Genomic DNA, 22929 nt, shown 5'->3' with positions numbered 1-22929 from the left:
ACGCACATTTTTGTGTTATAGTATCAAAAAAGATACTATTGGTAAGGGAAAGGAGTTATGATGGATTGTTCGAATGAAAATAATATAAATTACCCATTTCTAAATAAATATTCTTGTCCAGTTGAAGCTATGGTTGAGGTTATTGGTGGAAAATGGAAAGGGGTTATTTTGTATCATTTATTAGATGGTACAAAGCGGTTTAATGAATTAAAAAGATTAAAACCTAATATCACACAAAGAATGTTAACACTGCAGCTGAGAGAACTTGAAGCAGACGGCATCATCCATCGTGAAGTATACCGTGAAGTTCCACCTAAAGTAGAATATTCGTTAACTGAGCTTGGTGAATCACTACGTCCAATGATTCTATTAATGATGGAATGGGCGACTCATAATATGGAGAAAGTTTTGGAAAGTAGGAATACGAAAAATAATAGTTAAGAGTTGTAGAAATAAAAGGTGTTTTCCATACGTAAAGACACCTTTTATCCCGCATTAACGGGCAGTAAGATCCCCACCTCAAAATTCAGTGGAAGCAAAGAAGTTAGGTGGGGGATGAACAAAACCCCCACTGATTAAAGTTTCACTTTATTTCTATGTTTTTTACTTTTTAACTTCAACTGCTGAAATTGCAAAGTCATTCAAGTTTACAGTTTTACCATACCAATCAGAGTGTTTGAAGACGATACCTTTACCATATCCTTCAGTTGAAGTACGATCCCATAGCGTTGTCGAATAGCTAGCAGTAGGGGATGCTGTACTTACAGAAGAAATTCTATTTTGCCAATTAGGAGGCAAATTTTTAAAACCGCTACTAAGAGAAAAATACTCGCCACCTTTATTTGCATGTTCATAGAAATCTGTACTATTAGGTCCGCTCCCTCCAATACCAAGGGGATTGATTGTATTATTCAACCTTTGTTTGTCTTTTTCAATAAAAGAATCTAAACTTTCTTTGTTCGAAAATCCATAAGATAACCAGTCTCCATTTTGATTTTGTTTCGGTAGAACTACAGTTATTTTTACGTCTTCCTTAGATGGAGCACCCAATTTGTTAAACGAATCTACAGTCTTTTCATCTACAGTTACATATTCAAAAGAGCTAATCGAATAATCCTTTTCGGTACTAGCTGATACTGACCCCAGTCCTCCAGTTAACGACGAAACAGTTAATAATGCACCTGCTATCAACTTTTTAAGCATGGATTCATCTCCTTAAAACTTAGATTTTTTACATAACTAAAATGTATGTTAATTTGAATGTTTTATAAATATTTAGAAATTTATAAAAATTAAACAGAATATTCTTTTATTATTCTGGAGTAAGGAAAGTAATTAAAAATGAAAAAAGGTTTACTTAAAAAGTAAATCTTTTTTGCTGACCTATTTCAAAACTCAATGGATTAAAATTTCATTTTATCCATCTATGAATCATAAACTTCTTTTGCATTCGTAGAAGCAGCATCTAATAAAAGGAAGATGGCTGCTATCATATGTAGAAGGATTTCTATATAAGGAAAGAAGGCAACTAGAGTAACGATAATACCTATATAATGAGCGTACGTATTCATGCCTGCTTTTTTAGCTAATAAAATAGTAGTGATATGTAAAGCAATCAATAGTAGTAAAGGTATCCCATCTAGGTTAACAAGACTTGGAAATATATAATAGCAAGGAAGTAATAAAAGATGATAGATCCCTGTAGGCCACTTTAGTGCTTGTATGTAAGTTTTCAAAGTAAATCCTCCTAAAATAATTAATATCTATATATTACCAAAAAAGATAGGTGATTGGATATTAAACACTTGTGGTTTTTAGTATAATATAATTATTTTATGTTAACTAATTGTTTCCTTATCTATAAAATAGAAAAACCACCCAAACGAGGGTGGTTCGTATTATAAATAACTACTTAAAGAAGAAAGGGGAACCTTCACCTCACTACCTTCCTTCATATTCCGCAGCATAACGGTTTCTGTACTAAGTTCTTCTTCACCAATAATAAGCACGTAAGGGATATTCTCTTTATTGGCATAATTAAGAGCACGTTTTAATTTGCGTCCTGCTAGTTCGAGTTCGACTTTTAAGGAAGTGGTAGAACGTAATTGCTGGGCAATTTGTAAGCATTGTAATTCTGTCCCGAGTGGGATGATAAATACATCCGCTGTAGATGATATCGTTTCTTTCTGTGAGAGTGCTGTATAAATAACGTCTAAACCGAATGAAATACCGACTGTTGGATAGCTAATATTATCGCCACGGAATGCCCCAATAATATTATCGTATCGACCGCCGCTACCGATGCTAGATGTAATCGATCCATCTTTTAAAAAGATTTCATATACGGTGCCTGTGTACATTGTAAGTCCTCGCGCTAAAAACGGATTGAATATAGCATTTTCATTTATTCCAAGAGCGATTAAATATTGCTGTAATTGTTGCAATTCGTTTACTCCATCGGCAACGATTGGAGTATTGAAAGCGTCTTTAAAGTCATCAATTGAAAGCTTTAGACAAGATAATACAGTATTACATATTGTATCAGCCATTTCTTCAGAAATTCCGCGCTCTAATACATCTTTTCGTACACCATCAATCCCAATCTTTTCGATTTTGTCTAATGATAAAATGACGTCACTTGTTAATTCAGTAGGGATGTTAATGGCCTGAAGAATACCATTTAACAGTTTTCGGTTATTATATTGGATCGTTATCTCTAAGTTTAATGTTCGGAACAGCTCAAACGCCATGCTCATGAGTTCCGCTTCAGCCATGACTGATTCTACACCGACTATATCAACGTCGCATTGTATAAATTCACGAAATCTTCCTTGTTTAATTGGCCCATCTCGAAATACTTTCCCAATTTCATAACGTTTAAACGGAAGGCGGATGTTCGGATTCATTGCCACGACTTTTGCGAATGGAATAGTTAAATCGTATCGTAAGGCAAGGTCACGTTTTCCTTGATCCTGAAGTGTATATATTTCTTTTAATATTTCATCGCCACCACCGTACTTGTAAGACATAAGCTCATACATATTTAACATTGGTGTCTCTAACGGTTTGCATCCGTATCGTTCAAATGTATCTTCGCAAGTTCTTTTAATTTTATTTCGCAGCACTTGCTCCTCTGGTAAATAGTCTTTCGTTCCTTTTACATTTTTCATTTCCATTGTAATCACTCCTTTTTTTAATTAAAAAAAGCTATGCAGGTATAAAAATACCCACATAGCTTTATGAACGCTTCGTGGGTCAACAGGAAAAGCCCTGTACCCACGAAGAAAAATTTTTCTTCGGATACACGGCGTTACGTATGATGATGAAGTTGGAAAGAAGTATTAAAATTTCGCATTGCAAATCTCTCCTTAACGTAAGTTTTTCCAAATTATATCAGATGATTTTTGAATTATCAATATTTTTAGTTTTGAAATATACGTGAAGTTATGTAGGAGAAATGGAAAAGGGTGTATAATAAAACTTAATAATATGAAATAACCTTTTAAGGAGAACGTTATGAAAAAAGATAAAACAAATGCGATGCGAATATTAGATAAAGAAAAGATCGAATATTCGATGATGTCATATGATCCAGACGATGGGAAAATTGATGGCGTATCAGTAGCCGAGAAAATTGGACGAGAAGTGAGAGAAGTATATAAAACGTTAATCGCTCAAGGGAATAGTAAAAATTATCATGTGTTTATCATCCCAGTAGATGAGGAATTAAATTTAAAAGCTGCCGCAAAAGCAGTAAGTGAAAAGAAGATTGAAATGATTCCTGTAAAAGATATTACGAAAGTGTCAGGATACATTCGCGGTGGTTGTTCACCAGTCGGAATGAAGAAGTTATTTTCTACATGTATCGATGAAAGCGCCCAATCACTTGAAACGATGATCGTAAGTGGCGGGAAGATTGGTATACAAATTGAGCTGAAAGTGGATGACTTGGCGAAAGTGACGAGAGCGCAGTTTGGAGAGGTAACGAAGTAAATATACATATAAAAAGAAGTTCTAGTTTTATGGGACTTCTTTTTATTTTAGGAAGATTTTCATTAACGATTGCTGTAGGATAAACTAGTTTAGTATATATTTTTTTTACGATGTAAGTTATTTGGGAAGGTTATTTTTTTATCGGATTTATCTTTAAAAACGAACATTTTTTAAAAAATTAACGAAAAATGTTCATGTTTTAATTGCGCGCACACTAATAGTTTGTTATATTATCCATATAATAATTTTGAATAACATCACTCGTATATACTCGGTAATATGGTCCGAGCGTTTCTACCTAGTTCCCAATGAAAGAACTGGACTACGGGTTAAAGTATTCGGCCGTTCTATGCTAATGAGCGCTACCGATCTATAATTTGGCATTTGTTTTATCTTTTGCTCAATTAACTTTGACTACCGTAGTTCTAGAAAGTAGAGATTCTTCTACAATTTCTAGAACTTTTTTGTTTGGACCAAAAGCATCGAGTATAGAAAACACAACAAGAGAAAGAGGAGAGATTATTTATGAAGAAGAATACGTTGAAAAAATGTGCTGCCCTAGTAACTACTGTTGCATTGTCATTCTCGATACTTGCGGGATGTAATGCGAGTCCGAAACAAGTTGAGGAAAAAAGCAATCAAAAACCTATCTTAATTCAAGGGCCAATGCCGATAGAAGCAGAAAAGTTTGCGAAAAGGCTAAAAAATGTGAAAGAAGAAAAGTCTGGAACTTTTGTATTTTATAAAGGAACTGTCGACAATTATCCTGTAATCGTTGCGAAAACAGGTAAAGGAATGGAGAATACAGCAGCTGCTACAGCGGTGGCTATTGAAAAATATAAACCTACAGCAATTATTAACCAAGGAACATCAGGTGGACATGATCCAAATTTAAATGTATTTGATATTGTATTAGGAAAACAAGTTGCAAATATAGGTTCATTAAAAACAACAAATATGGATGAGAATCAAGGAATTGAGCCGACAAAATGGATATCTATGGACTTAATGGCTTCTGAAGGAAGTGCAGGAGAAGATCCAAATGCTGAGAAAATCCGATACTACGAAGGAGATAAGGATTTACTTGCAGCAGCTAATGCGGTAAAAGATAAATATACAAAAGGTAAAGTGGTTGAAGGTACTATAGGCTCAGCAGACCTTTGGAATAATGAAGTAGATAGAATTAAGTGGTTCCATACAAAATACGGTACATCTGTAGAAGAAATGGAAGGAGCTGCTGCAGCTCAAATCGCGAAAGCTTATGATGTCCCATTTTTAGGGATTCGAGTATTATCTAATAATAAAACAAACGGCGGGAAATATAACCCAAATACAGCAGCCGCAAATCAAGAATATGTATATGAAGTAGCTAAAAAATATATAGATTCAATGCAAAGTAAATAGTAGTAGTTCTGCTCCAGCATAAACGTCAAGTAACTGTAAATGTTTTCGAGACGGATAAACTTGTCTTAGGAATGGTAGTTGAAAAAAAAGCTTGTTTCTTATAGAAAATATAAGAAACAAGCTTTTTTATTTAAAATAAATTGGGTAATTAAACTATAACGTCAATATATACCGTTGAATATCATAATAATATAATGGGGGTGATGTTATATGGCACTTACTACAGGACCAATTGAAAACGTAGGAAATCAACCTGCTAATGCAAATAGAGTTAGGGTAAAGATCCTTAACCGTACTGCGGGCCCACTTACTGGAGTAGCTAGAGTTTTTAGACTTGACGGTTCATTAGTATTAATTGAACAGGTAAATTTCAATGTGAATTCTAATGCTTCTACTTTTGCAACTCTAAGTTTAGTTCATCCTGCTTTTGGACAAGCATTTGAATATGAAGTTCAAATTGTTCCTAATCAACCTGGTGGACTATATAGTGTTTATGGACTAACAGCTGACAGTGTTATCATTACTGCACAACGTGTTGTGAACTCAGAATTGACACAGTTTCTTTAATTAAAATAGATTGGTGCCTACATGGTATCCAATCTATTTTTGTACGTATTATTCAGAGAAAGAAAGGTTTTACACAAAAATAAAGACAGTTATAGAAAAGGGAAAAGTCGAGCTATCATCTTGATTTTTATTATTTCTGTCTTAGATTGTATCTGTTTTGTGGCATGGTTTTCTTTGAATGCTTTTTATTCAAACTGTTTTTTAAAGTATTTATCAAATATGCATTATTGCATAAATAAATTTAAATTTATAAGTTAATATTAAACTACTTTTTAATTGTAAAGAATATTTTAATAATCTTTATAAGAGAAGGATATTCCATGTAAAAAGTGAAATTGTTTGGAATGTGAATAAACAAAAAGTTTAGAAGTGATACAGACTGGATAGAGTCGTGTATTAAATAAACAGAAAAGGGGTATGGATTTCTAAAAGGTTTCGGGGGTTAGAAAGCACTTTTTAGTGAATAGCTTCAAATTATATTTTAAAGGGGAATGGGTATATGAAGTTTCGAAATACAAAGATTGCTATGATTACACTATCTTCATTTTTTATTTTAGGTTCTGCATCGCTATCATTCACAGATACTATACACGGTGAAGTAGCTCCTGCATCAGCACAAGAGATTATTGTAAAAAGTTATGACGATACATATTATAATAACGCAATAGGAAAAACGGGGTTAGAATTAAAGAAGGAACTGCATAATATTATTGATAATCATACAAAGTTATCATACAGTGCGGTTTGGGAAGCACTAAGAGATACTGATGAAGATCCAAATAATAAAAATAATGTGTTACTCTTATATACTGGTCGTTCGCAAGGGAAGCTTACGAATGGATCAGGAGTAAATAACTGGAACCGAGAGCATGTTTGGGCAAAATCTCACGGTGACTTTGGAACGACTGCAGGACCTGGAACAGATCTACATCATTTAAGAGCGACGGATGTATCTGTAAATAGTTCACGTGGAAATCTGGATTTTGATAACGGTGGTGTAAATCATTCTGAAGCGACAGAATGTAAATATGATAGTGATTCTTGGGAACCTCGTGATAGTGTAAAAGGAGATATTGCTAGAATGCTGTTTTATATGGCTGTTCGTTACGAGGGGGACAACGGCGAAATAGATTTAGAACTAAATGAAAAAGTGAATAACAATAAAGATGCATACATGGGGAAACTATCTGTTTTATTAAAATGGAATGAACAAGACCCGGTCGATGATTTAGAGCGAAAGCGTAATGAAGTGATTTTTACAAAATATCAACATAACCGCAATCCTTTTATTGATCATCCTGAATGGGTAAATAAAATTTGGAACTAAGATTTTTAAAGGTATTATATTTTGATAAAAGGGATTGATCATTATGATCAATCCCTTCTTATATGTTTACTAGAATAAATGATTTTTATAGGATTGAAGAGGAGAATAGGATAGATATTTTATCAAGTTAAGTATATATGGGTATTTTAGTACGGTCCCCACTCAATATTCACCCCAACAATAAGAAAAACAAGTCCAATGATAAACCAAATGAGTGCAAGTGGAGCCATGAAACGAATCCATTTTCCATAAGAAATCCCGCTTGCTGCGAGAACGCCCATTAAAACACCAGAAGTTGGATTTAAGCAGTTTACTACACCTTCCCCAAGCATAACAGCCTGTACTGTAACTTGGCGTGTAATGTGCATGAAATCAGCTAATGGAGCTAATATCGGAATAAAAATAACCGATTCTCCTGTCCCGGATGAAATAAGGAAATGTAATGCGGCACTACTCACATACATGCCGATAACACCAAATACAGGGCTTTGTCCTTCGAGAGTTTGTGCGAGTTGGTTAACAATCGTATCAAGCAATTTTCCTTGTTCTAAAATGACTGAAATACAACGAGCCATTCCAACGATTAAAGCACCGTATATGAGATTTTGGCAACCTGCTAGAAAAGTAGAAGCGATATCGTTTGCTTTCATACCACCTATTATTCCCGCTATAATTGCTATGAAAATAAAAGTAGCAGTCATTTCTGCGTCCGTCCAATGTAGACGAAAAGCACCTATTAAAAATGCAATTAATGATAAAGCTGAAACGAGTAAAATTAATTTATGACGTATCGTCCAAGGAACTTCTTTTTTCTCTGTTTCTTTTTCGCTTGAAAGAGCGTTACTTGGAAACCAGTTATCGCCAAGAATGCTTCCTTTATTCGATTTTTTCAAGCGCTTTACATACCAATTTATATAAAGGATAGTGGCAAGTAAAAAAGATATATAGATTGCGGTGCGTAAACCAATTCCGGAAAACATCGGAAGTTCTGCAATCTTTTGTGAAATGCCTAAAGGTGAGGGAGATAAAATAGTAGCATTAAAGCCAGCATAAGTACCTAAATAAATAATTGCTACACCGACGATAGCGTCCCATTTTAATGTGCGTGCAACGATGATGCCGATGGGGATAAAACCGATAACTGAATTAACGATAATGCCAGTCGTTCCAAGAATAGAAAAAAGTGCGGCAACTATACAAATGAAAAGTAATTGCTGATTACGAAATTTGTTAATAACATGATAGATTAAACCGTCAAGGGCACCTGTTTTTTCAAGAATTGCAATGGCTCCACCTGTAAATAAAATTAGAAAGATAATAGGAGCAGCAAGTGTCATTCCTTTTTCAATAGCGGTAAAAAAAGAGACAAATCCTACAGGTGATTGCGGAACAGAATGGTAGCTACCTGGTATTGTTGTTGTAACGGTCCCGTTTGTAACCCTTTTAAATTCTCCAGCAGGAACGAAATACGTAGCAATGGCGCAAAGTAAAGCAATAAAAAATAGTAGTACGTACGCATCGGGCATTTTAAACTTTTGTTTACTAGATTGTTTTTTTGTCTCAGTTTGTATTTGCATAAAATTCCTCCTTCTCCACTTGATTAATTTTAATATTCTGAATTAAATCCGTGAAATAGATTATAATAAAGGTAGCTTCTTAAGGCAATAGTTTTTGTATCCTTTTCCCGTACATACAAATTATTGCAATATTAGACAGGGAAACGATAATAAGCCAAGAATATGTTATGTAGAAAGAAAATGGAAAAGAGGGAACAAGATGTGGAAAACTACAGATCTATGTGATGAATTTGAAAAGGAATTACAAATATGTCGCCAGCCTTTTCGGTCTTTTGGGAAGAAAGAACAATTCCACGGGAAAATTGCAACTGTAAAAGTGAAAGATGATAATGTACTAGTGAAGGAAGGATTGCAAACATTACCAGAAGGAACAGTATTAGTTGTTGATGGCGGAGCGTCTAGGAATTGTGCGTTACTTGGTGATAATTTGGCAGCTATTGCGGAAGAAAGAAAGCTAGCAGGAATTATTGTGAATGGATATGTTCGTGATTCTAGTGAACTAAAGAATATTAATATTGGTATTTTAGCGTTAGGGACAATGCCAAATAGAAGTGTGAAAGAAGGAAAAGGAGAACGAAATATTTCATTGCACTTTGGACAAGTGGATTGGAATCCAAATGAATATGTCTATGCGGATGAAGATGGCGTCATTATTAGTGAAAAGAGTTTACATAGTTAAGAGTTAATAAGTTATTATTCTTAGAAAATAAATCCGATAAAGCATGGACAAAATTCTTTGTCAATAGTAAAATAATACAGAAATTTAAAATTTACAGAATGTATAGGTTTATCGTTTTACGATAACTTAAATGGAAGTAAGTTGTGCCGAGAAAAGTGAATGTTATCACAATGATACGTTCATAAACAAAATTATTTTTCCTATACAAATATAGCCGCGAATAATGCGGGTAGGAGGTGTTGTACATTTTTGTTCGACACTTACAAAAAGAGAGTGTCAATCGCACGCCCTTGAAGGGCCTTTTTTTGTGTAAATGGTAGTAAGGGAGGAAATTTTGGGATGGCAATGTTGAAAAAGTGGCTGCTTACGTCGTTAATGGCAGTGACACTTGTATTTGTTTCTTTTGCGAATACAGTACATATTACGTTTGCTGAAGAAAATACAGCAAAACTTGCAATTATTGGGGAATCACAAAAAGGCATTATGTTATGTCCGAAAGAAGAGCAAATTAAAGATGGGGAAACAGCTTTAAGTTTGCTGCAAAAGGTCATGGGGGACAAGGTAGAATCTGAAACGATGTCGTTTGGAACATATGTAAAAGGCATCGATGGTTTAATGGCCGGGGCTACAAGTGCTTGGCTGTATGATGTAAATGATAAGTCTGCAGAAGTCGGAGCAGATAGTTATAAATTAAAATCTGGAGACGTTGTTGTCTTTCGTTTTGTTTCAGACTGGAGCAATATAAGCCAGGAAACATTGAAAGAAACGTTAGATAAGTTCGGAACGTGTAAAACAGAAGAACCTAACGGTGGCAAAACAGAAGAACCAAAACCAGAAGGTCAAGATGATAAAATGCCAGATGAGAAAAACCAAGGTGACCAAGACGGTAAAACGCCAGATGAGAAAAACCAAGGTGATCAAGATGGTAAAACGCCAGATGGGAAAAACCAAGGTGACCAAGACGATAAAACGCTAGATGGGAAAAACCAAGGTGACCAAGACGATAAAACGCTAGATGGGAAAAATCAAGGTGAACAAGATGGTAAAAAAACAGAACAACCAAAGCAAGAGAACATTCAAGTTCCAAGTGCACAATTAAATGAAGCCATTTCTAAAACATCAGACAAGATGTTACAAGATGGAATTGAAAGTGATTGGGTAGCTGTAGCGCTTTCTCGTTCTGGAAAGAATGTGCCAATTGAGGCAAAATTAAATTATGTTAAGTCAGTAACTGAAAAAGTAGAAAAGCGTATTAACCGTTTTTCAGCGACAGATTTAGCTAGAACAATTATTATGATGAATGCAATGAGTGCAGACCCTAAAAATGTAGGTGGACATAATTTAGTTCAAAAATTGTATGAGTCAGATAAAGTGAATTCTGTTACAGGTTATGCATTTGCTTTACTTGCATTTGATACGAAGAAGTATGAGATTCCAGTTGAATCAAAATGGAACAGAGTTGCTCTAGTGGAAGCACTGTTAAATAATCAGCATACAGACGGTGGATGGACTTATAATAGTTCAGGTAGTAAAGATAGTGCTAGTAGCGTTGATGTAACAGGTATGGTTTTATCAGCATTAGCTCCTTATCAAGAGCGATCAGATGTGAAACCAGCTATACAAAAAGCTGTTGCGTATTTATATAACGAACAGCTGCAAAATGGCGGTTTTTCAGCTGATGGACAAGAAAATTCAAATAGTACTGCGCAAGCAATTATTGGATTATCACTTGTTAAAGATGTAGATCAAAATCGTCTTCATAAGGCAATGCAAAACCTATTATCATATCAACTTTCAAATGGTGAATTTAAATGGTTACCAAGTGATCAAAATGGTAACGGAATGGCTACAGAACAGGCTCTTTTAGCATTACTTCAATTTAAGGAAATGGGAAAATCTATTTATGATTGGTCTAATGTAGACGCTGGTGATGTAATTAAGCCAAAACCGATTGAAGAGCCAGAAAAGGTCGTTGAACCAGAAAATAATGTAGTAGAAAAAGAAGTTATTGAAGAACCGAAAGAACAAAAACAAGTACAACAAGAAACAAAAGCTGAAAATCTAAAAGTAGTTGTAGATAACGAACCGGTTAAGGATAAAAAAATCGGAAACGGTAACAGTCTACCAAAAACAGGAGCATCTTCTCATAGTGCAGCAACAGAAGTAGGTATGGGTGTATTATGTATTGCTTCTGCATATGTATTATGGAGACGTAAAGCAGCTTAACAAAAAATTAGGAGCAATTATTTGCTCCTAATTTTCGTATGAAAGGTGAGAGATAGGATGAGTAAGGTGAAATGGTTCATTTCTTTACTGCTTTCGCTCGGGCTACTTGCCGGATGTGAAGAGGCAGCTGTAAAGCCTGAGAAGAAGGTAGAACCGAAGCAAGAAGAGGTAGCGAAACAAGAAGAACAAAAAGATGAAGCGAAGCCGGAAGAAAAAACAGAAGAAAAGCAAGCTGAATCAGAGCAAAAGCAGCAAGAAGAGCAGAAAGAGAAACAAGAACAAAAAGTAGAAGAGAAGCCGAAAGAGGAAAAGCCGCAGGTACAACCAGAGGTAAAGAAAGAAGAGAAACAACAGGAACAACCGAAAGAACAGCCGGCTGTAAATAAGCAACCAGAGCAGCAACAAGCACAAGAAGAGAAACAACAACCGAAAGCACCAGAAGTAAAAGAAGAAGCAAAGGTTGTGAATCAGCCGAAAGAAACACCGAAGCAGGAGCAAAAAGTTGATCCGAATAAAGCGGAGAAAACGATACCGACTCCGGCAGTACCAAAACCTGAACCACCAAAACCAGATCCAGTACCAGTACCGAAACCGCAAGCAAAACAAGTAACAATCTCGGTAAAAGGAAATAACGGATATATAATGGGTGCGAAAAAGATGGATGTACAAGAAGGCGATACAGTGTATAAAGTATTGCAACGTACAGGATTAGATGTTGATGCAAGCGGATCTAGAGATAGTATTTATGTAAAAGGTATTAATGATTTATATGAAAAAGATATTTCGGATACTAGTGGTTGGAAATATCGTGTGAACGGTGCTTTTCCAAACCATAGTGCTGGTGTAGCTGCGGTAAAACCAGGCGATACAATTGAGTGGGTATACGTATTACAATAAGAAAGGCATTCGGTAAAGGGCTATGAAAATAAGTTTTTCTTCTTTACATCCTTTTGTGAATTTTTTCTATTATATCGGGGTGATGATACTATGTATGATGTGTCTTCATCCTCTTTTTTTAATTGGAGCAATAGTATTAATTATTATGTTAAATGTGATGCAAGGAAATAGCGAAAAGATAAGAAAGATGCTACCGGGCACAATTGTTTTCTTTTTGATGGTAATTTTATTTAATTCGTTATTAACGCATAGAGGTCGAACTACGTTATTTTGGTTAGGTGATAGCCGTATTAAGCTTGAGGCGATTATGTTTGGAATAGTAATGGGGTTATTACTAGTTGCAGTTATGTTTACGTTTGCGTCATACAATAATATTATTTCCAGTCATAAATTTTTATATTTGTTTTCAAGAATTTCACCGAAAGTTGCATTGTTAACGATGATTACAGTGAGATTTGTTCCTTTGTTTATAAGGCGATTAAAGAAAATCACACTCGTCCAAAAAACGAAAGGTGTGCAGGTAGATTCAGGTTCGATAATAGAACGCGTCAAAAATGGTATGCAATTACTGCAAGTATTATTAATTTGTTCATTAGAAGATGCACTGCAAACGGCAGATTCTATGCAAGCTCGTGGATTTGGTGTAACGAAGCGTACGACGTATATTCGCTATAGAATGGAAAGGCGCGATTGGTATACGCTCAATTATTTAATCATTTTATTTATAGCTGCTATTATATGTAGTAATTATGGCGGGGGGAAATTGATTATTTATCCGAAAGTTGAATCGATTCTATTTCAGCAATACGATGGGATGATGTTTGTCGTATTTACGATGTTTATTAGTTTACCAATCATAATGGAAGGGAGAGAATGGATATGGTGGCGCATGCAGAAATAAACAATTTATCATTTGTATATGCTGATGAAAATGAAAAAGCGTTACAGCATATTTCTCTTTCTGTTCAAAAAGGTGAGTTTATTGCACTTGCTGGAGGATCGGGATCTGGGAAGACGACGTTATTAAAACATTTTAAAAAGGAGTTACTTCCAATTGGTACGCGTTCTGGAGAGATATTTTATGAGGGTGTTTTAATAGAGGAAGTAGCTAATTTGTTATCTGCCCAAGAAATTGGGATGGTATTTCAAAACCCAGAAAACCAGATTGTTATGGATACAGTGATTCAAGAATTAGCATTTTCTTTAGAAAATATCGGATTACCATCACATATTATTCAAAAAAGAATAGCAGAGCTTATTAGCTTTTTAGGATTTCAAGATTTATTGCATCAATCTGTTCATACGTTATCTGGTGGGCAGAAGCAGCTTGTCAATTTAGCTGCGGTATTAGTTATGCAGCCGAAATTGCTATTATTAGATGAACCGACAGCGCAGTTAGATCCAATCGCTGCAAAAGAGTTTTTAGGATTATTAAAACGGATTAATGAAGAACTTGGAATTACGATTATTTTAAGTGAACATCGTTTAGATGAAGTTATCCCGCTTGCAACACGCGTTGTTTGTATGGATAATGGCCGTATTATGTATGATGGTAGTCCTAAAATGGTTATTACGGATATGTGGGGAGTAGAAACATTCCGTCCATTTATTCCGCAAATTCCAAGGCTATTTTTAGAGTGGAATGTGAGAGATATTCCGTTTACAGTGCGAGAGGCGCAAATGAAAATGAATGATTTTACAGCGATATCATATGTAAATGAGCCAATAGCACAAAGTGAAAAGCAAGAGGTAATTTTAAGCGCAGAGCATATTTCGTTCCAATATGAAAAAAATAGTCCGCTTATTTTACGTGATTTATCAGTTTCGATTGAAAAAGGAAAATGGGTAGCGCTCGTTGGGAAGAACGGTACAGGTAAGTCTACACTGTTAACGATTTTAGCAGGATTACAAAAAGCGAGAAGAGGGAAAGTAAAGTGGAACGGAAAAGTAATACATAAAATTGATTCGAAAGAACGATTTAAAAGTATTGGGTATGTATCGCAGCATCCATATTATCATTTTACATTTGATACAGTGTGGGAAGAAGTGTATGAACGTGCACGTGAATTATACGGAGAACAAGGAAAAGAAATAGCAGAAGATACGCTAAAACAGTTTTGGTTGTATTCGCTTAAAGAACGCCATCCGCACGATTGTAGCGGAGGAGAGCAACAATTACTTGCGTTATGTACGACGTTATTATCAAAGCCAACGCTATTATTACTTGATGAACCGACAAAGGGGTTGGATCCATGGAAGAAAGAAAGAGTAGGAGAGCTATTTAGGAAGCTACAAAAAGAAGGTACAACAATTGTAATGGCAACGCATGATATTGAGTTTGCAGCGAAATACGTTGATCAATGTATGATGTTATTTGATGGAACAGTCATTATGAATGATGCACCGAAAGAATTTTTTAGCGGCAACTTCTTTTATACAACATCTATTAACCGATTCATTCGAAAAGAATTGCCATATGCATTAACGTGGGAGGATGTGTACGAAGCTTGTCCAAAAGATATGTTGCATTCATAATATGTATCTTTGCAGTAATAATCGGCACATTACTTCTTACGACACTTGTCATGGACGGTTATTACATGTTAAGTAGTTTGTTTATATTAGCGGTTATTATGTTACCTTTCTATATCCGTTTTGAAAGAAAGGCGTTTGTTTCACGTGAAATTGTTCTCGTTGCTGTATTAGCGGCAATTGCAGCAGTAAGCCGGGTGCCATTTTCTATTTTACCAAGTGTACAACCAACTTCTTTTGTCATTATCGTTTCTGCAATTGTATTTGGAAGTGAAACTGGTTTTATGATTGGTGCTACAGCAGCAATTGTATCTAATATTTTTTTAGGACAAGGTCCGTGGACACCGTGGCAAATGTTTTCGTGGGGCATGATTGGTTTTATAGCAGGTCTACTTCGTAATACATTTTTTATGAAAAAGCTATGGGGAAGACTTCTTTATGGAGTAATTGTTGGCTTTTTATTTGGCTGGATTATGAATTTCTGGGGCCTTCTCGGTTTTATACGAGAAGCAACGTGGGAAACTGTCATTTCGTATTATATCGCAAGTTTTTACTTTGATTTGAGCCATGCGATTTCGAATGTTATTTTCTTATTACTATTTAGTACTTCATGGATTACGATTCTTACAAGATTTAAAAAGAAATACGGTATATTAGATGAGCATAACGTGACATAGAAAAGCATACTCATATAAGGTAGGGTCGCGACTTACATATTCGTTTGCCTCTTTCATGCTTCTTACATATTGTAAGGAGCATTTTTTTGTCAAAAAATCGATTTAATATACATCCGTTATTATATAAAATTATTTGTATAATGGTAGGTGAGAACTTTTTTCAAAAGTGAGGTGTATAGTTAATGAAGTTAGTTATTCCAAAGCAACATGGTGCATGGGCCATGCTTGTTATTCCTTTTTTATTAAGTGTCATACTTGGGAAACCTACTATTTATCATATTCCATTGTTTTTAGCGTGGTTTTTTATCTATTTAGCCACGTATCCATTTCTTACGTATATAAAGCAAAGACGAAAAAAAGAGTTTTTACAAGCTGCCATTGTTTATTTCAGCATTGCGTTCCTATTTGGGATGATTTCTTTATTATATGAGTGGCGAATTCTTTTATTCTTAATAGTAATGATTCCATTATTTATAGTGAATATGTATTACGCCCGTCAAAAAAATGAAAGAGCACTATTAAATGATATTTGTGCAATCATTGTGTTTTGTATCGGTGGGTTAATTAGTTATTACTTTTCAATGAAGCAAATCGATCATACAGCTTTATTCATTGCACTTATTTCATTTTTATACTTTTTAGGTAGTACGTTCTATGTGAAAACGATGATTCGTGAAAAAAATAACCCGAAGTATCGTCTTATATCTTGGGGATATCATATCTTATTAACGATAATTGTATTTGCGATTAATCCGTGGTGTTCTCTTATTTTTATACCAAGTGTCATTCGAGCAATTGTGTTGTATGGCAAAAAAATTTCTATTATAAAAGTAGGAATTTTAGAAATTGCTAATTCTGTATATTTTTTAATCATAACGGCAATAATTATGAAGTATGCCATTTGAAAAAACTTCCCATCAATAGATGGGAAGTTTTTAATCTTTTTCTAAAATATGAACGGTGTACTCGCAACGTTGAATAGCTTGTTCAACAGCATAAAGTGATTGTTCAATACGAGCGCGATTAAAATCTTTTTCAACTGTTTCGAGCGCTTCTTCTAAACAATTTTTAGCTTCTTGTAATGATTGAAAAGAATCTTGTACATATCCGCGAGCATTTTGATGCATTTCATAATCCTCCTTGCATGTTCGTATATGGGTAGTATGAACAGTAAGGAAGAAAATATAATTTGTTATATTTATTATATTTGTTTGACAATTAAAGTGGAATTACGTATAGTAAGAATTAAGTGAATATTTTCTTATCCAGAGAGGTGGAGGGACTGGCCCGATGAAACCCAGCAACCGCGATGCAGGTGCTAATTCCAGCAGAACATATTTGTTCTGGGAGATAAGACGAAGATATATACGTAACTTCTTCTTATCGGAGAGGTTTTTTTATTGCAAAAAAACCGATTACGAAAATTTATATTAAGAAGAAAGGGGTTGCGCATTACTGTGACACTCGAAAAATACGTAAAACTGCGTAGTACAGTTTATGAATATATGATAGAGCAAGATAAGCCGATATCATTATTAGATATTCAAGAACATATCGTTTCGCATCATGAAGGAAAATTCACGAAAAAGATGTTGCATCAATTTTATTTATCAAGATTATTAGACGAACTAAAACTGGATGGGAAAATTACATTAGCTGATGAATATCTCTATGCTGAAAAAGGGGTATTGTATAAGGCGAGAAAAGGGAGCTAAGCTCTCTTTTTTTCTTAAAATAACGGAGTATGTAGAGTAAAAGACTGCTAAAGCAGCCTGATACAGGGAATGGTGTTGAGTGTGTAGTGTCAAAAATTGAATGTGCCTGAAAGAGGCAATTCATATCGGCTGCAAATGAAAAGAGACACCTTCGCCGAATAGGTGTCAGTCATTTTGTCATATAGACTTGCTATTTGACAGTTATTAGAATAACATGCAGGGGCTCTAGAAGTCAAAAGGGAATTAAAGGAAGAGGTGTTGTTATGTATGCTTATTTAATAAAAGAACTATATAGGCATATTCCGAAATATATTATTGATAGAGGATATGAATATTATGAAGATGGACATGTAGAAGATGTTGAAGTACATGATAATAAAGTATTTGCTTTTGTGAATGGTAATGCAGGAAATTATAAAGTCGTTATCGACCTCAAAGATTTTTCAGAAAGTAACTGTGAGTGTCCCTATGAAAATTATTGTAAACATATGGCGGCAGTTGTTTATGATATTCAAGGCACTGGTGAGAGTGCAGTTAAAGAGAAACTGAAAGATTTAGAAAAGGAAGAGTTACTTACTGTATTAAACCGTTTATTACAAAGTTCGAAAAACGTGCAAATTGTAGAGAAGTTGTTAAAGAAGGGGAAACTTTAACTTATAGAGGGAGTTGTTATGTAGTGAATGTACTAATTGTATACGCTCATCCTAATCCTTCAAGTTTTAACGCGGCGATTTTAAATCATGTGCAAAAAGGACTACAGGAAACAAATCATTCAGTTACCGTACTTGATTTATACAAAGAACAATTTGATCCAGTCCTCGTGTTTCATGAAGAGAAGAAAAGACGTGATTTAGTAAATGAAGAGGAAACAGCTTGGTACAGAACGTTAGTAGAAGAAGCAGATACACTTCTATTCATCTATCCAATATGGTGGTGGGGGATGCCAGCAATTTTAAAAGGATTTATCGATCGTATTTTCGTAGCTGGATTTGCTTATAAATATGAAGGTGCTCTGCCGAAAGGATTATTGCAAGGGAAAAAAGCATGGGTTATTAATACGTTAGACTCGCCTCTATGGTACGTCGCATTGTTATATCGATCAGCAGATTGGATTATGATGAAGCGAGGTGTTTTACGTTTTTGTGGCATTCGCGATATAAAACGTTCAGTGTTTCAATCTGTGAAAACGAGTAAAGTATCAAAGCGTGAAAAATGGTTATTACAAATAGAAGAAAAGGCTCGTACATTATGAATGAAGTCGACCGTATTATAAACTTTGTTCAGTATGATGGCGAACTTTTTCGGAAGTATGTTACGCGTTTACTTCAATTGAAAAAATGCAGCGATACATTTCAACAAATTCAAATTGAGTTAAGAAATGACTACTTGATAAGAGGAATTTGTGAAAGAGAAGTTGATGAGGTAGTACGGGGAAGTAAAGAATATGAAATACATTTTCTTCCTAAAGCGTTACAGTGGAATTTTTTGAGGGAACATCCACACCTGATCGGAAAAATTTGCGAAGATTTTTTTGCATTTGAGTCATTACATCTTACGGAGTTAGAGTGGGAGAAGATTATAAATTGCGTGGGAAATAAGTGATTTATTATATAAAAAAGCTAGTATAAAACTAGCTTTTCGTTTAAATAAATAAGAAGTATAGACTAAATGATAAAACCCGCATATAGTAAGTTCACAACACAAAATCCCATAATGTCACGAGCACCTAAACCAGCTATCGCTAATGCTGGTAATGCCCAGAAAGGTTGAAAGGAACGGTATTTGAATATTGATCTAGTTGATTAATATGCAGCAAGTGCAAAAGGATTTTATTTTCTTTTGTGGAATGTTATTTATATTTACCTTATTAAAATTTAGAAAGGAGAATATTTATGAAACATTCCTTAATGGAGACAAATTCAGAACCAGAAAAGAAAGAATCGTTGCTTACACGATGTGCAAATATATTTTCGAGATGGTCTCAGAAATATGTCCCGGATGCCTTTGTTATTGCAGTGCTGCTCACTTTATTTACTTTCATTATAGCTTTGTTGATGAATCCCTCAAATCCGTACAAAATCGTAAAATCTTGGGGGGATGGGTTTTGGACTTATTTAACGTTTACAATGCAAATGGTATTGCTAATGGTTACAGGGATGACGTTAGCTTCTGTCCCGTTTATTAATAGAGCCTTGCAGTCTGTTGCAAAGTTAGCCGATACACCTCAAAAGGCCTATACGATGACATTTTTGATCAGTGCAATTGCATACTATATCAATTGGGGGCTAGCCGTAGTTGTGGGAGCTATCATTGCAAAGGAAGTAGCAAAAAAGAATGCGAATGCACATTTTCCATTACTTGTAGCAGCTGCTTATGCTCCGACAGCCTTATATAGCGCAGGTCTCTCCAGTTCTATTGGCCTGACAATTGCCACAAAGGATCATTTTCTTGTAGATATGATTGGAATTATTCCTACCTCACAAACAATCTTTAGTTACTCTACTTTAATTATTTTTTTCACTCTATTCATCACGATGCCAATTATTATTGTACTTATGGCTCCAAAAAGTGGGATTATCAGCTATAAAGCAATCGAAACTGATACAAATTCTTTTGTAAAACCTCCTCAAAAAAGTTTAACTCCTGCGGAAAAACTGGAATGGACACCAGTTTTAGGAATAATATTAGGCGCAATCGGCACGTTGTATTGTGTTTATGAATTCATGAACGGTCATAGTTTAGATTTAAATATCATTAATTTGTTTTTCTTGTCACTTGGTTTGCTCCTACATGGTTCTCTTGGTAACTTTGCACAAGGATTTAAAGAATCTGCGCAATCCATTTCTCCAATTATCTTACAGTTTCCATTTTATGCAGGGATTATTGCTGTTTTAGGTAGTTCAGGTTTGGGAAGCTCAATCATTGAATGGATGGCATCCATTGCGTCAAAGGATACATTTGATATATTTACATATTGGTCAGCGGGGCTGGTAAACTTATTGGCGCCATCTGGCGGGGGGCAATGGGCTTTACAAGGACCACTGCAGGTCCCGGCAGGATTGAAGTTAGGTGTAGATCCGGCTACTATCGCTATGGCGGTAGGTTGGGGGGACGCATGGACAAATTTGATTCAGCCGTTCTGGGCATTACCTCTTTTAGGTGTGCTGGGATTGAAAATTAAAGACATTATGGGTTATTGTTTCATTCTTTGCATTTGGGTTGGCATAGTTACAAGTTTATTGATGTTATTTGTATATTAGCTTTAATAGGAATGCCAATACTATCAAGTAATACTATTAAAATGAAAAAACCTATTCTTTCTATAAATATATAGGAAAGGATAGCGTTTTTTTATGTCTATTCTTGTATCTGATGAATTACAATTATTTGCTTAAGAATTTTAAAGATTGTTATCTTCAAATATCTTACGAGAGATTACTAGGGATGTTGGTTTTGTGCAACAAACAGATAGGTACCAAGCAAGTATTTAGTTACTTTATATGCTTGGATGAGTCAAAATACCACTAAAACTTCTTTCACATGTATGGAATGTACGGTTTTTTTATCCACAAGCTGTTCTTTATCAAGCTCAGCATGATGATCACCATTAACACTATGGTTGAAAGTATACAATATGGTATGGCAGAACCGAGAGTGTTGGAAGTACTACGAGAACTGTTGGACATTATTAATAAGCGACAATAAAAATTTTTTCCTGAACGCAAGAGGAGTTTTTTATTGGGAATAGTAAGGATGAGGGGAGGTGCATTACATATGGGAAAAGGTAGAAGTAATAATGCAGGTAAAAAGCAACCAAATTTCGATGATTCATCTAATTTCGCTAAACAAAGCCAACCGACAGAAAAGAAGAAGAAATAAAAAAAAGGATCTCTCTATATCAAGAGAGATCCTTTTTTACTATATTGACGTTTTAGCACAACAGATCGAGTGTTCAATTGAATAGTCATAACTGTGCAAGGTTTAAACTCCTGCTTCCACTACTGTGGAAGCTTTTCTAAATGATGTGCAATATCAATATACATATTTGAATAAACCGAATGTATTTCATTACTTGGCGTTGCGTTAGAAGAGAAATGAACGATTACCATATTTGCTTTCGGATCGATGTAAAGTGTTTGTCCGTAACTACCTAACACTTCGAAAGCACCTTGTTCATTGTGGGGAATCCACCATTGATTATGATAAGAAATAGAAGCGCCAATACTAATTTCAAGTTCACCTTCTTTTACATTTTTTACACTTTCTGTAATAGAAGAAGGGAGAATTTGTTTTCCGTTATATTCCCCGTTGTTTAATAGTAATTGCCCGAATCTCGCCATATCTCTAGCATTTGCATTTAAGCCAGCGCTTGCTTGTTCTATTTTCATTTCATCTGTAACATAATACGCGTTTTCTTCCATACCAATTTGAGACCAAATTCGTTCGCTTACATTTTCAGCTAGTGATTTACCAGTAATAGTTCTAATAATCCAAGCAAGCGTTTCTGTTGATCCGTTATTGTAAGAAAAGGAAGAACCAGGCGGTGCAGTTTCTTCGGCTTCCCGTAACATATCATAAATTTTCATCGGACCGTCGTAATTTTTGCCGCGGGGTAAAATATTGCTAGCTAAATATAATTGTGCATCTTGATTTTCTAGCCCAGGTTGCTCATATCCATGAGTAGGATATTCAGCTGAAACTTGCATGTCCATTAATTGCTGAAGTGTGGCATTACCGAACGGTGTGTTTTTTAATTCTTTTATGTAAGTGTCAGCTGTTTTTTCTAAGTCAATACGTTTTTCTTCAGCGAGAGATTGTATAATTGCCCCGGTAAAGACTTTTGCTAATGATGCCATACCATGAGGTTCATTCTGTTTATACCCATTGAAATATCGTTCGTAAACAAGTTGTCCATTATGTACAACGACAAAAGCATCTGTTTTGTTATCGTCTAAAAGTTTTTTTAGAGGAGTTGTATTTCCGAATCTACGCTCCACAGCAAAATCATCTAAGTTTTGCAATGCGGAAGGGAAGTGAGCAATTTGGTCAGGATTGTTTTTTACGTTATTAACTAAAGTGAATTCTTTCATATGGGTATATGACCAACGTAAGTAAGGGTCATTTAACCAGTTTTCTTTTGTCACATTATGTTTTGATGGGGTCGTTTTATTTTGTTTGAAGTAAGTAAACCCAAGCCCTGTAATTACAAATATGAATGTTAGTATAAGTAAGAGTAGGGGAGATCTTTTTAGTTTCATATATGGCCCTCCTTTTTATTTCTACTATAAGTATACGCTCGTCTTGAAAGAAATACAAAATAAGGAAAGTAAACGGG

At 35.0% G+C, this 22929-nt stretch carries 23 protein-coding genes, 1 pseudogene and 2 riboswitches; of the genes and pseudogenes, 17 read left to right on the top strand and 7 right to left on the bottom strand.

Annotation, left to right across the window (positions count from 1 at the left end; translation table 11 throughout):
• Positions 1-60: 60 nt before the first annotated feature.
• Positions 61-441, top strand: a complete 381-nt coding sequence (locus tag DN403_RS10375; protein WP_000340656.1) for a winged helix-turn-helix transcriptional regulator — start codon at positions 61-63, stop codon at positions 439-441.
• A 162-nt stretch (positions 442-603) separates the two neighbouring features.
• Here DN403_RS10375 and DN403_RS10370 read toward each other — a convergent pair whose 3' ends face one another.
• The 3 genes from DN403_RS10370 to DN403_RS10360 all read right to left on the bottom strand — a co-directional run bounded on the left by DN403_RS10370 (position 604) and on the right by DN403_RS10360 (position 3176).
• Positions 604-1203 (bottom strand): hypothetical protein, encoded by a 600-nt coding sequence (locus DN403_RS10370; protein WP_149185452.1) that lies wholly within the window; start codon positions 1201-1203, stop codon positions 604-606.
• Positions 1204-1424: 221 nt separating this feature from the next.
• Positions 1425-1736 (bottom strand): hypothetical protein, encoded by a 312-nt coding sequence (locus DN403_RS10365; protein ID WP_000860702.1) that lies wholly within the window; start codon positions 1734-1736, stop codon positions 1425-1427.
• Between the two features lie 162 nt (positions 1737-1898).
• Positions 1899-3176 carry a histidine--tRNA ligase gene (locus tag DN403_RS10360; RefSeq protein WP_000425329.1) on the bottom strand — a complete coding sequence of 426 codons (1278 nt, stop codon included), beginning with the start codon at positions 3174-3176 and terminating at the stop codon, positions 1899-1901.
• A gap of 340 nt (positions 3177-3516) precedes the next feature.
• Here DN403_RS10360 and ybaK point away from each other — a divergent pair, with 340 nt between their 5' ends.
• The 4 genes from ybaK to DN403_RS10340 all read left to right on the top strand — a co-directional run bounded on the left by ybaK (position 3517) and on the right by DN403_RS10340 (position 7291).
• Positions 3517-3993: a Cys-tRNA(Pro) deacylase gene (ybaK, locus tag DN403_RS10355; RefSeq protein ID WP_000710860.1), complete on the top strand. Its 477-nt coding sequence runs from the start codon at positions 3517-3519 to the stop codon at positions 3991-3993.
• 241 nt (positions 3994-4234) lie between these two features.
• A riboswitch (purine riboswitch) is annotated at positions 4235-4338 on the top strand.
• 180 nt (positions 4339-4518) lie between these two features.
• Positions 4519-5397 (top strand): 5'-methylthioadenosine/S-adenosylhomocysteine nucleosidase, encoded by an 879-nt coding sequence (locus DN403_RS10350; protein ID WP_000742456.1) that lies wholly within the window; start codon positions 4519-4521, stop codon positions 5395-5397.
• A 210-nt stretch (positions 5398-5607) separates the two neighbouring features.
• Positions 5608-5964, top strand: a complete 357-nt coding sequence (locus tag DN403_RS10345) for a hypothetical protein (RefSeq protein WP_001229421.1) — start codon at positions 5608-5610, stop codon at positions 5962-5964.
• A gap of 499 nt (positions 5965-6463) precedes the next feature.
• Positions 6464-7291: an endonuclease I family protein gene (locus DN403_RS10340; protein WP_000672181.1), complete on the top strand. Its 828-nt coding sequence runs from the start codon at positions 6464-6466 to the stop codon at positions 7289-7291.
• Between the two features lie 146 nt (positions 7292-7437).
• On the opposite strand, the gene DN403_RS10335 is transcribed toward DN403_RS10340, so the two are convergent.
• Positions 7438-8868: a YfcC family protein gene (locus DN403_RS10335; protein ID WP_001166983.1), complete on the bottom strand. Its 1431-nt coding sequence runs from the start codon at positions 8866-8868 to the stop codon at positions 7438-7440.
• 199 nt (positions 8869-9067) lie between these two features.
• Between DN403_RS10335 and rraA the strand changes: the two genes are divergently transcribed.
• From rraA to DN403_RS10300, 7 genes are all read left to right on the top strand, one after another.
• Positions 9068-9547 (top strand): ribonuclease E activity regulator RraA, encoded by a 480-nt coding sequence (gene rraA / locus DN403_RS10330; protein WP_000266028.1) that lies wholly within the window; start codon positions 9068-9070, stop codon positions 9545-9547.
• Positions 9548-9886: 339 nt separating this feature from the next.
• Positions 9887-11773, top strand: a complete 1887-nt coding sequence (locus DN403_RS10325) for a DUF4430 domain-containing protein (RefSeq protein WP_149185451.1) — start codon at positions 9887-9889, stop codon at positions 11771-11773.
• 57 nt (positions 11774-11830) lie between these two features.
• Entirely contained in the window at positions 11831-12670 is an 840-nt protein-coding gene (locus tag DN403_RS10320; RefSeq protein WP_149185450.1) for a DUF4430 domain-containing protein, read from the top strand.
• Positions 12671-12692: 22 nt separating this feature from the next.
• Entirely contained in the window at positions 12693-13571 is an 879-nt protein-coding gene (locus DN403_RS10315; protein ID WP_002082467.1) for an energy-coupling factor transporter transmembrane component T, read from the top strand.
• Complete coding sequence (locus DN403_RS10310; RefSeq protein WP_042886742.1) at positions 13544-15205, top strand: ABC transporter ATP-binding protein; 1662 nt, start codon at positions 13544-13546, stop codon at positions 15203-15205. Before DN403_RS10315 ends, DN403_RS10310 begins: the two co-directional genes overlap by 28 nt.
• Positions 15178-15879 (top strand): ECF transporter S component, encoded by a 702-nt coding sequence (locus tag DN403_RS10305; protein ID WP_000044907.1) that lies wholly within the window; start codon positions 15178-15180, stop codon positions 15877-15879. The genes DN403_RS10310 and DN403_RS10305 overlap by 28 nt, the downstream gene beginning before the upstream one ends.
• 182 nt (positions 15880-16061) lie before the next feature.
• On the top strand, positions 16062-16784 hold the full coding sequence (locus DN403_RS10300) for a YwiC-like family protein (RefSeq protein ID WP_000779977.1): 723 nt from the start codon (positions 16062-16064) through the stop codon (positions 16782-16784).
• 30 nt (positions 16785-16814) lie between these two features.
• Here the strand turns inward: DN403_RS10300 and DN403_RS10295 are convergent, their stop codons facing one another.
• Complete coding sequence (locus tag DN403_RS10295) at positions 16815-17006, bottom strand: hypothetical protein (RefSeq protein WP_000554032.1); 192 nt, start codon at positions 17004-17006, stop codon at positions 16815-16817.
• 131 nt (positions 17007-17137) lie between these two features.
• Positions 17138-17236, top strand: a riboswitch (SAM riboswitch).
• A gap of 100 nt (positions 17237-17336) precedes the next feature.
• Here DN403_RS10295 and DN403_RS10290 point away from each other — a divergent pair.
• From DN403_RS10290 to DN403_RS10275, 4 genes are all read left to right on the top strand, one after another.
• Positions 17337-17594 (top strand): hypothetical protein, encoded by a 258-nt coding sequence (locus DN403_RS10290; RefSeq protein WP_000171476.1) that lies wholly within the window; start codon positions 17337-17339, stop codon positions 17592-17594.
• Positions 17595-17857: 263 nt separating this feature from the next.
• A complete protein-coding gene (locus DN403_RS10285; RefSeq protein ID WP_000271478.1) occupies positions 17858-18247 on the top strand; it encodes an SWIM zinc finger family protein in 390 nt (129 codons plus the stop codon).
• 23 nt (positions 18248-18270) lie between these two features.
• Positions 18271-18846, top strand: a complete 576-nt coding sequence (locus DN403_RS10280) for an NAD(P)H-dependent oxidoreductase (protein ID WP_001101656.1) — start codon at positions 18271-18273, stop codon at positions 18844-18846.
• Positions 18843-19196: a hypothetical protein gene (locus DN403_RS10275; protein ID WP_016098722.1), complete on the top strand. Its 354-nt coding sequence runs from the start codon at positions 18843-18845 to the stop codon at positions 19194-19196. Before DN403_RS10280 ends, DN403_RS10275 begins: the two co-directional genes overlap by 4 nt.
• Before the next feature lie 40 nt (positions 19197-19236).
• On the opposite strand, the pseudogene DN403_RS10270 reads toward DN403_RS10275, so the two are convergent.
• A pseudogene (locus tag DN403_RS10270) lies at positions 19237-19363 on the bottom strand (TIGR00366 family protein); the annotation flags it as partial.
• A gap of 123 nt (positions 19364-19486) precedes the next feature.
• On the opposite strand from DN403_RS10270, the gene DN403_RS10265 reads away from it, so the two are divergent.
• Entirely contained in the window at positions 19487-20854 is a 1368-nt protein-coding gene (locus DN403_RS10265; RefSeq protein ID WP_000682890.1) for a short-chain fatty acid transporter, read from the top strand.
• A gap of 738 nt (positions 20855-21592) precedes the next feature.
• Here DN403_RS10265 and DN403_RS10260 read toward each other — a convergent pair.
• Positions 21593-22852, bottom strand: a complete 1260-nt coding sequence (locus tag DN403_RS10260) for a serine hydrolase domain-containing protein (RefSeq protein ID WP_149185449.1) — start codon at positions 22850-22852, stop codon at positions 21593-21595.
• Positions 22853-22929: the final 77 nt, after the last annotated feature.

This window comes from Bacillus sp. AY2-1, from assembly GCF_008368965.1.
In the GTDB taxonomy this organism is placed as follows: domain Bacteria; phylum Bacillota; class Bacilli; order Bacillales; family Bacillaceae_G; genus Bacillus_A; species Bacillus_A thuringiensis_S.
The sequence above is the reverse complement of the archived record's forward strand: the minus strand, read 5'-3'. Positions and strand labels throughout refer to the sequence as shown.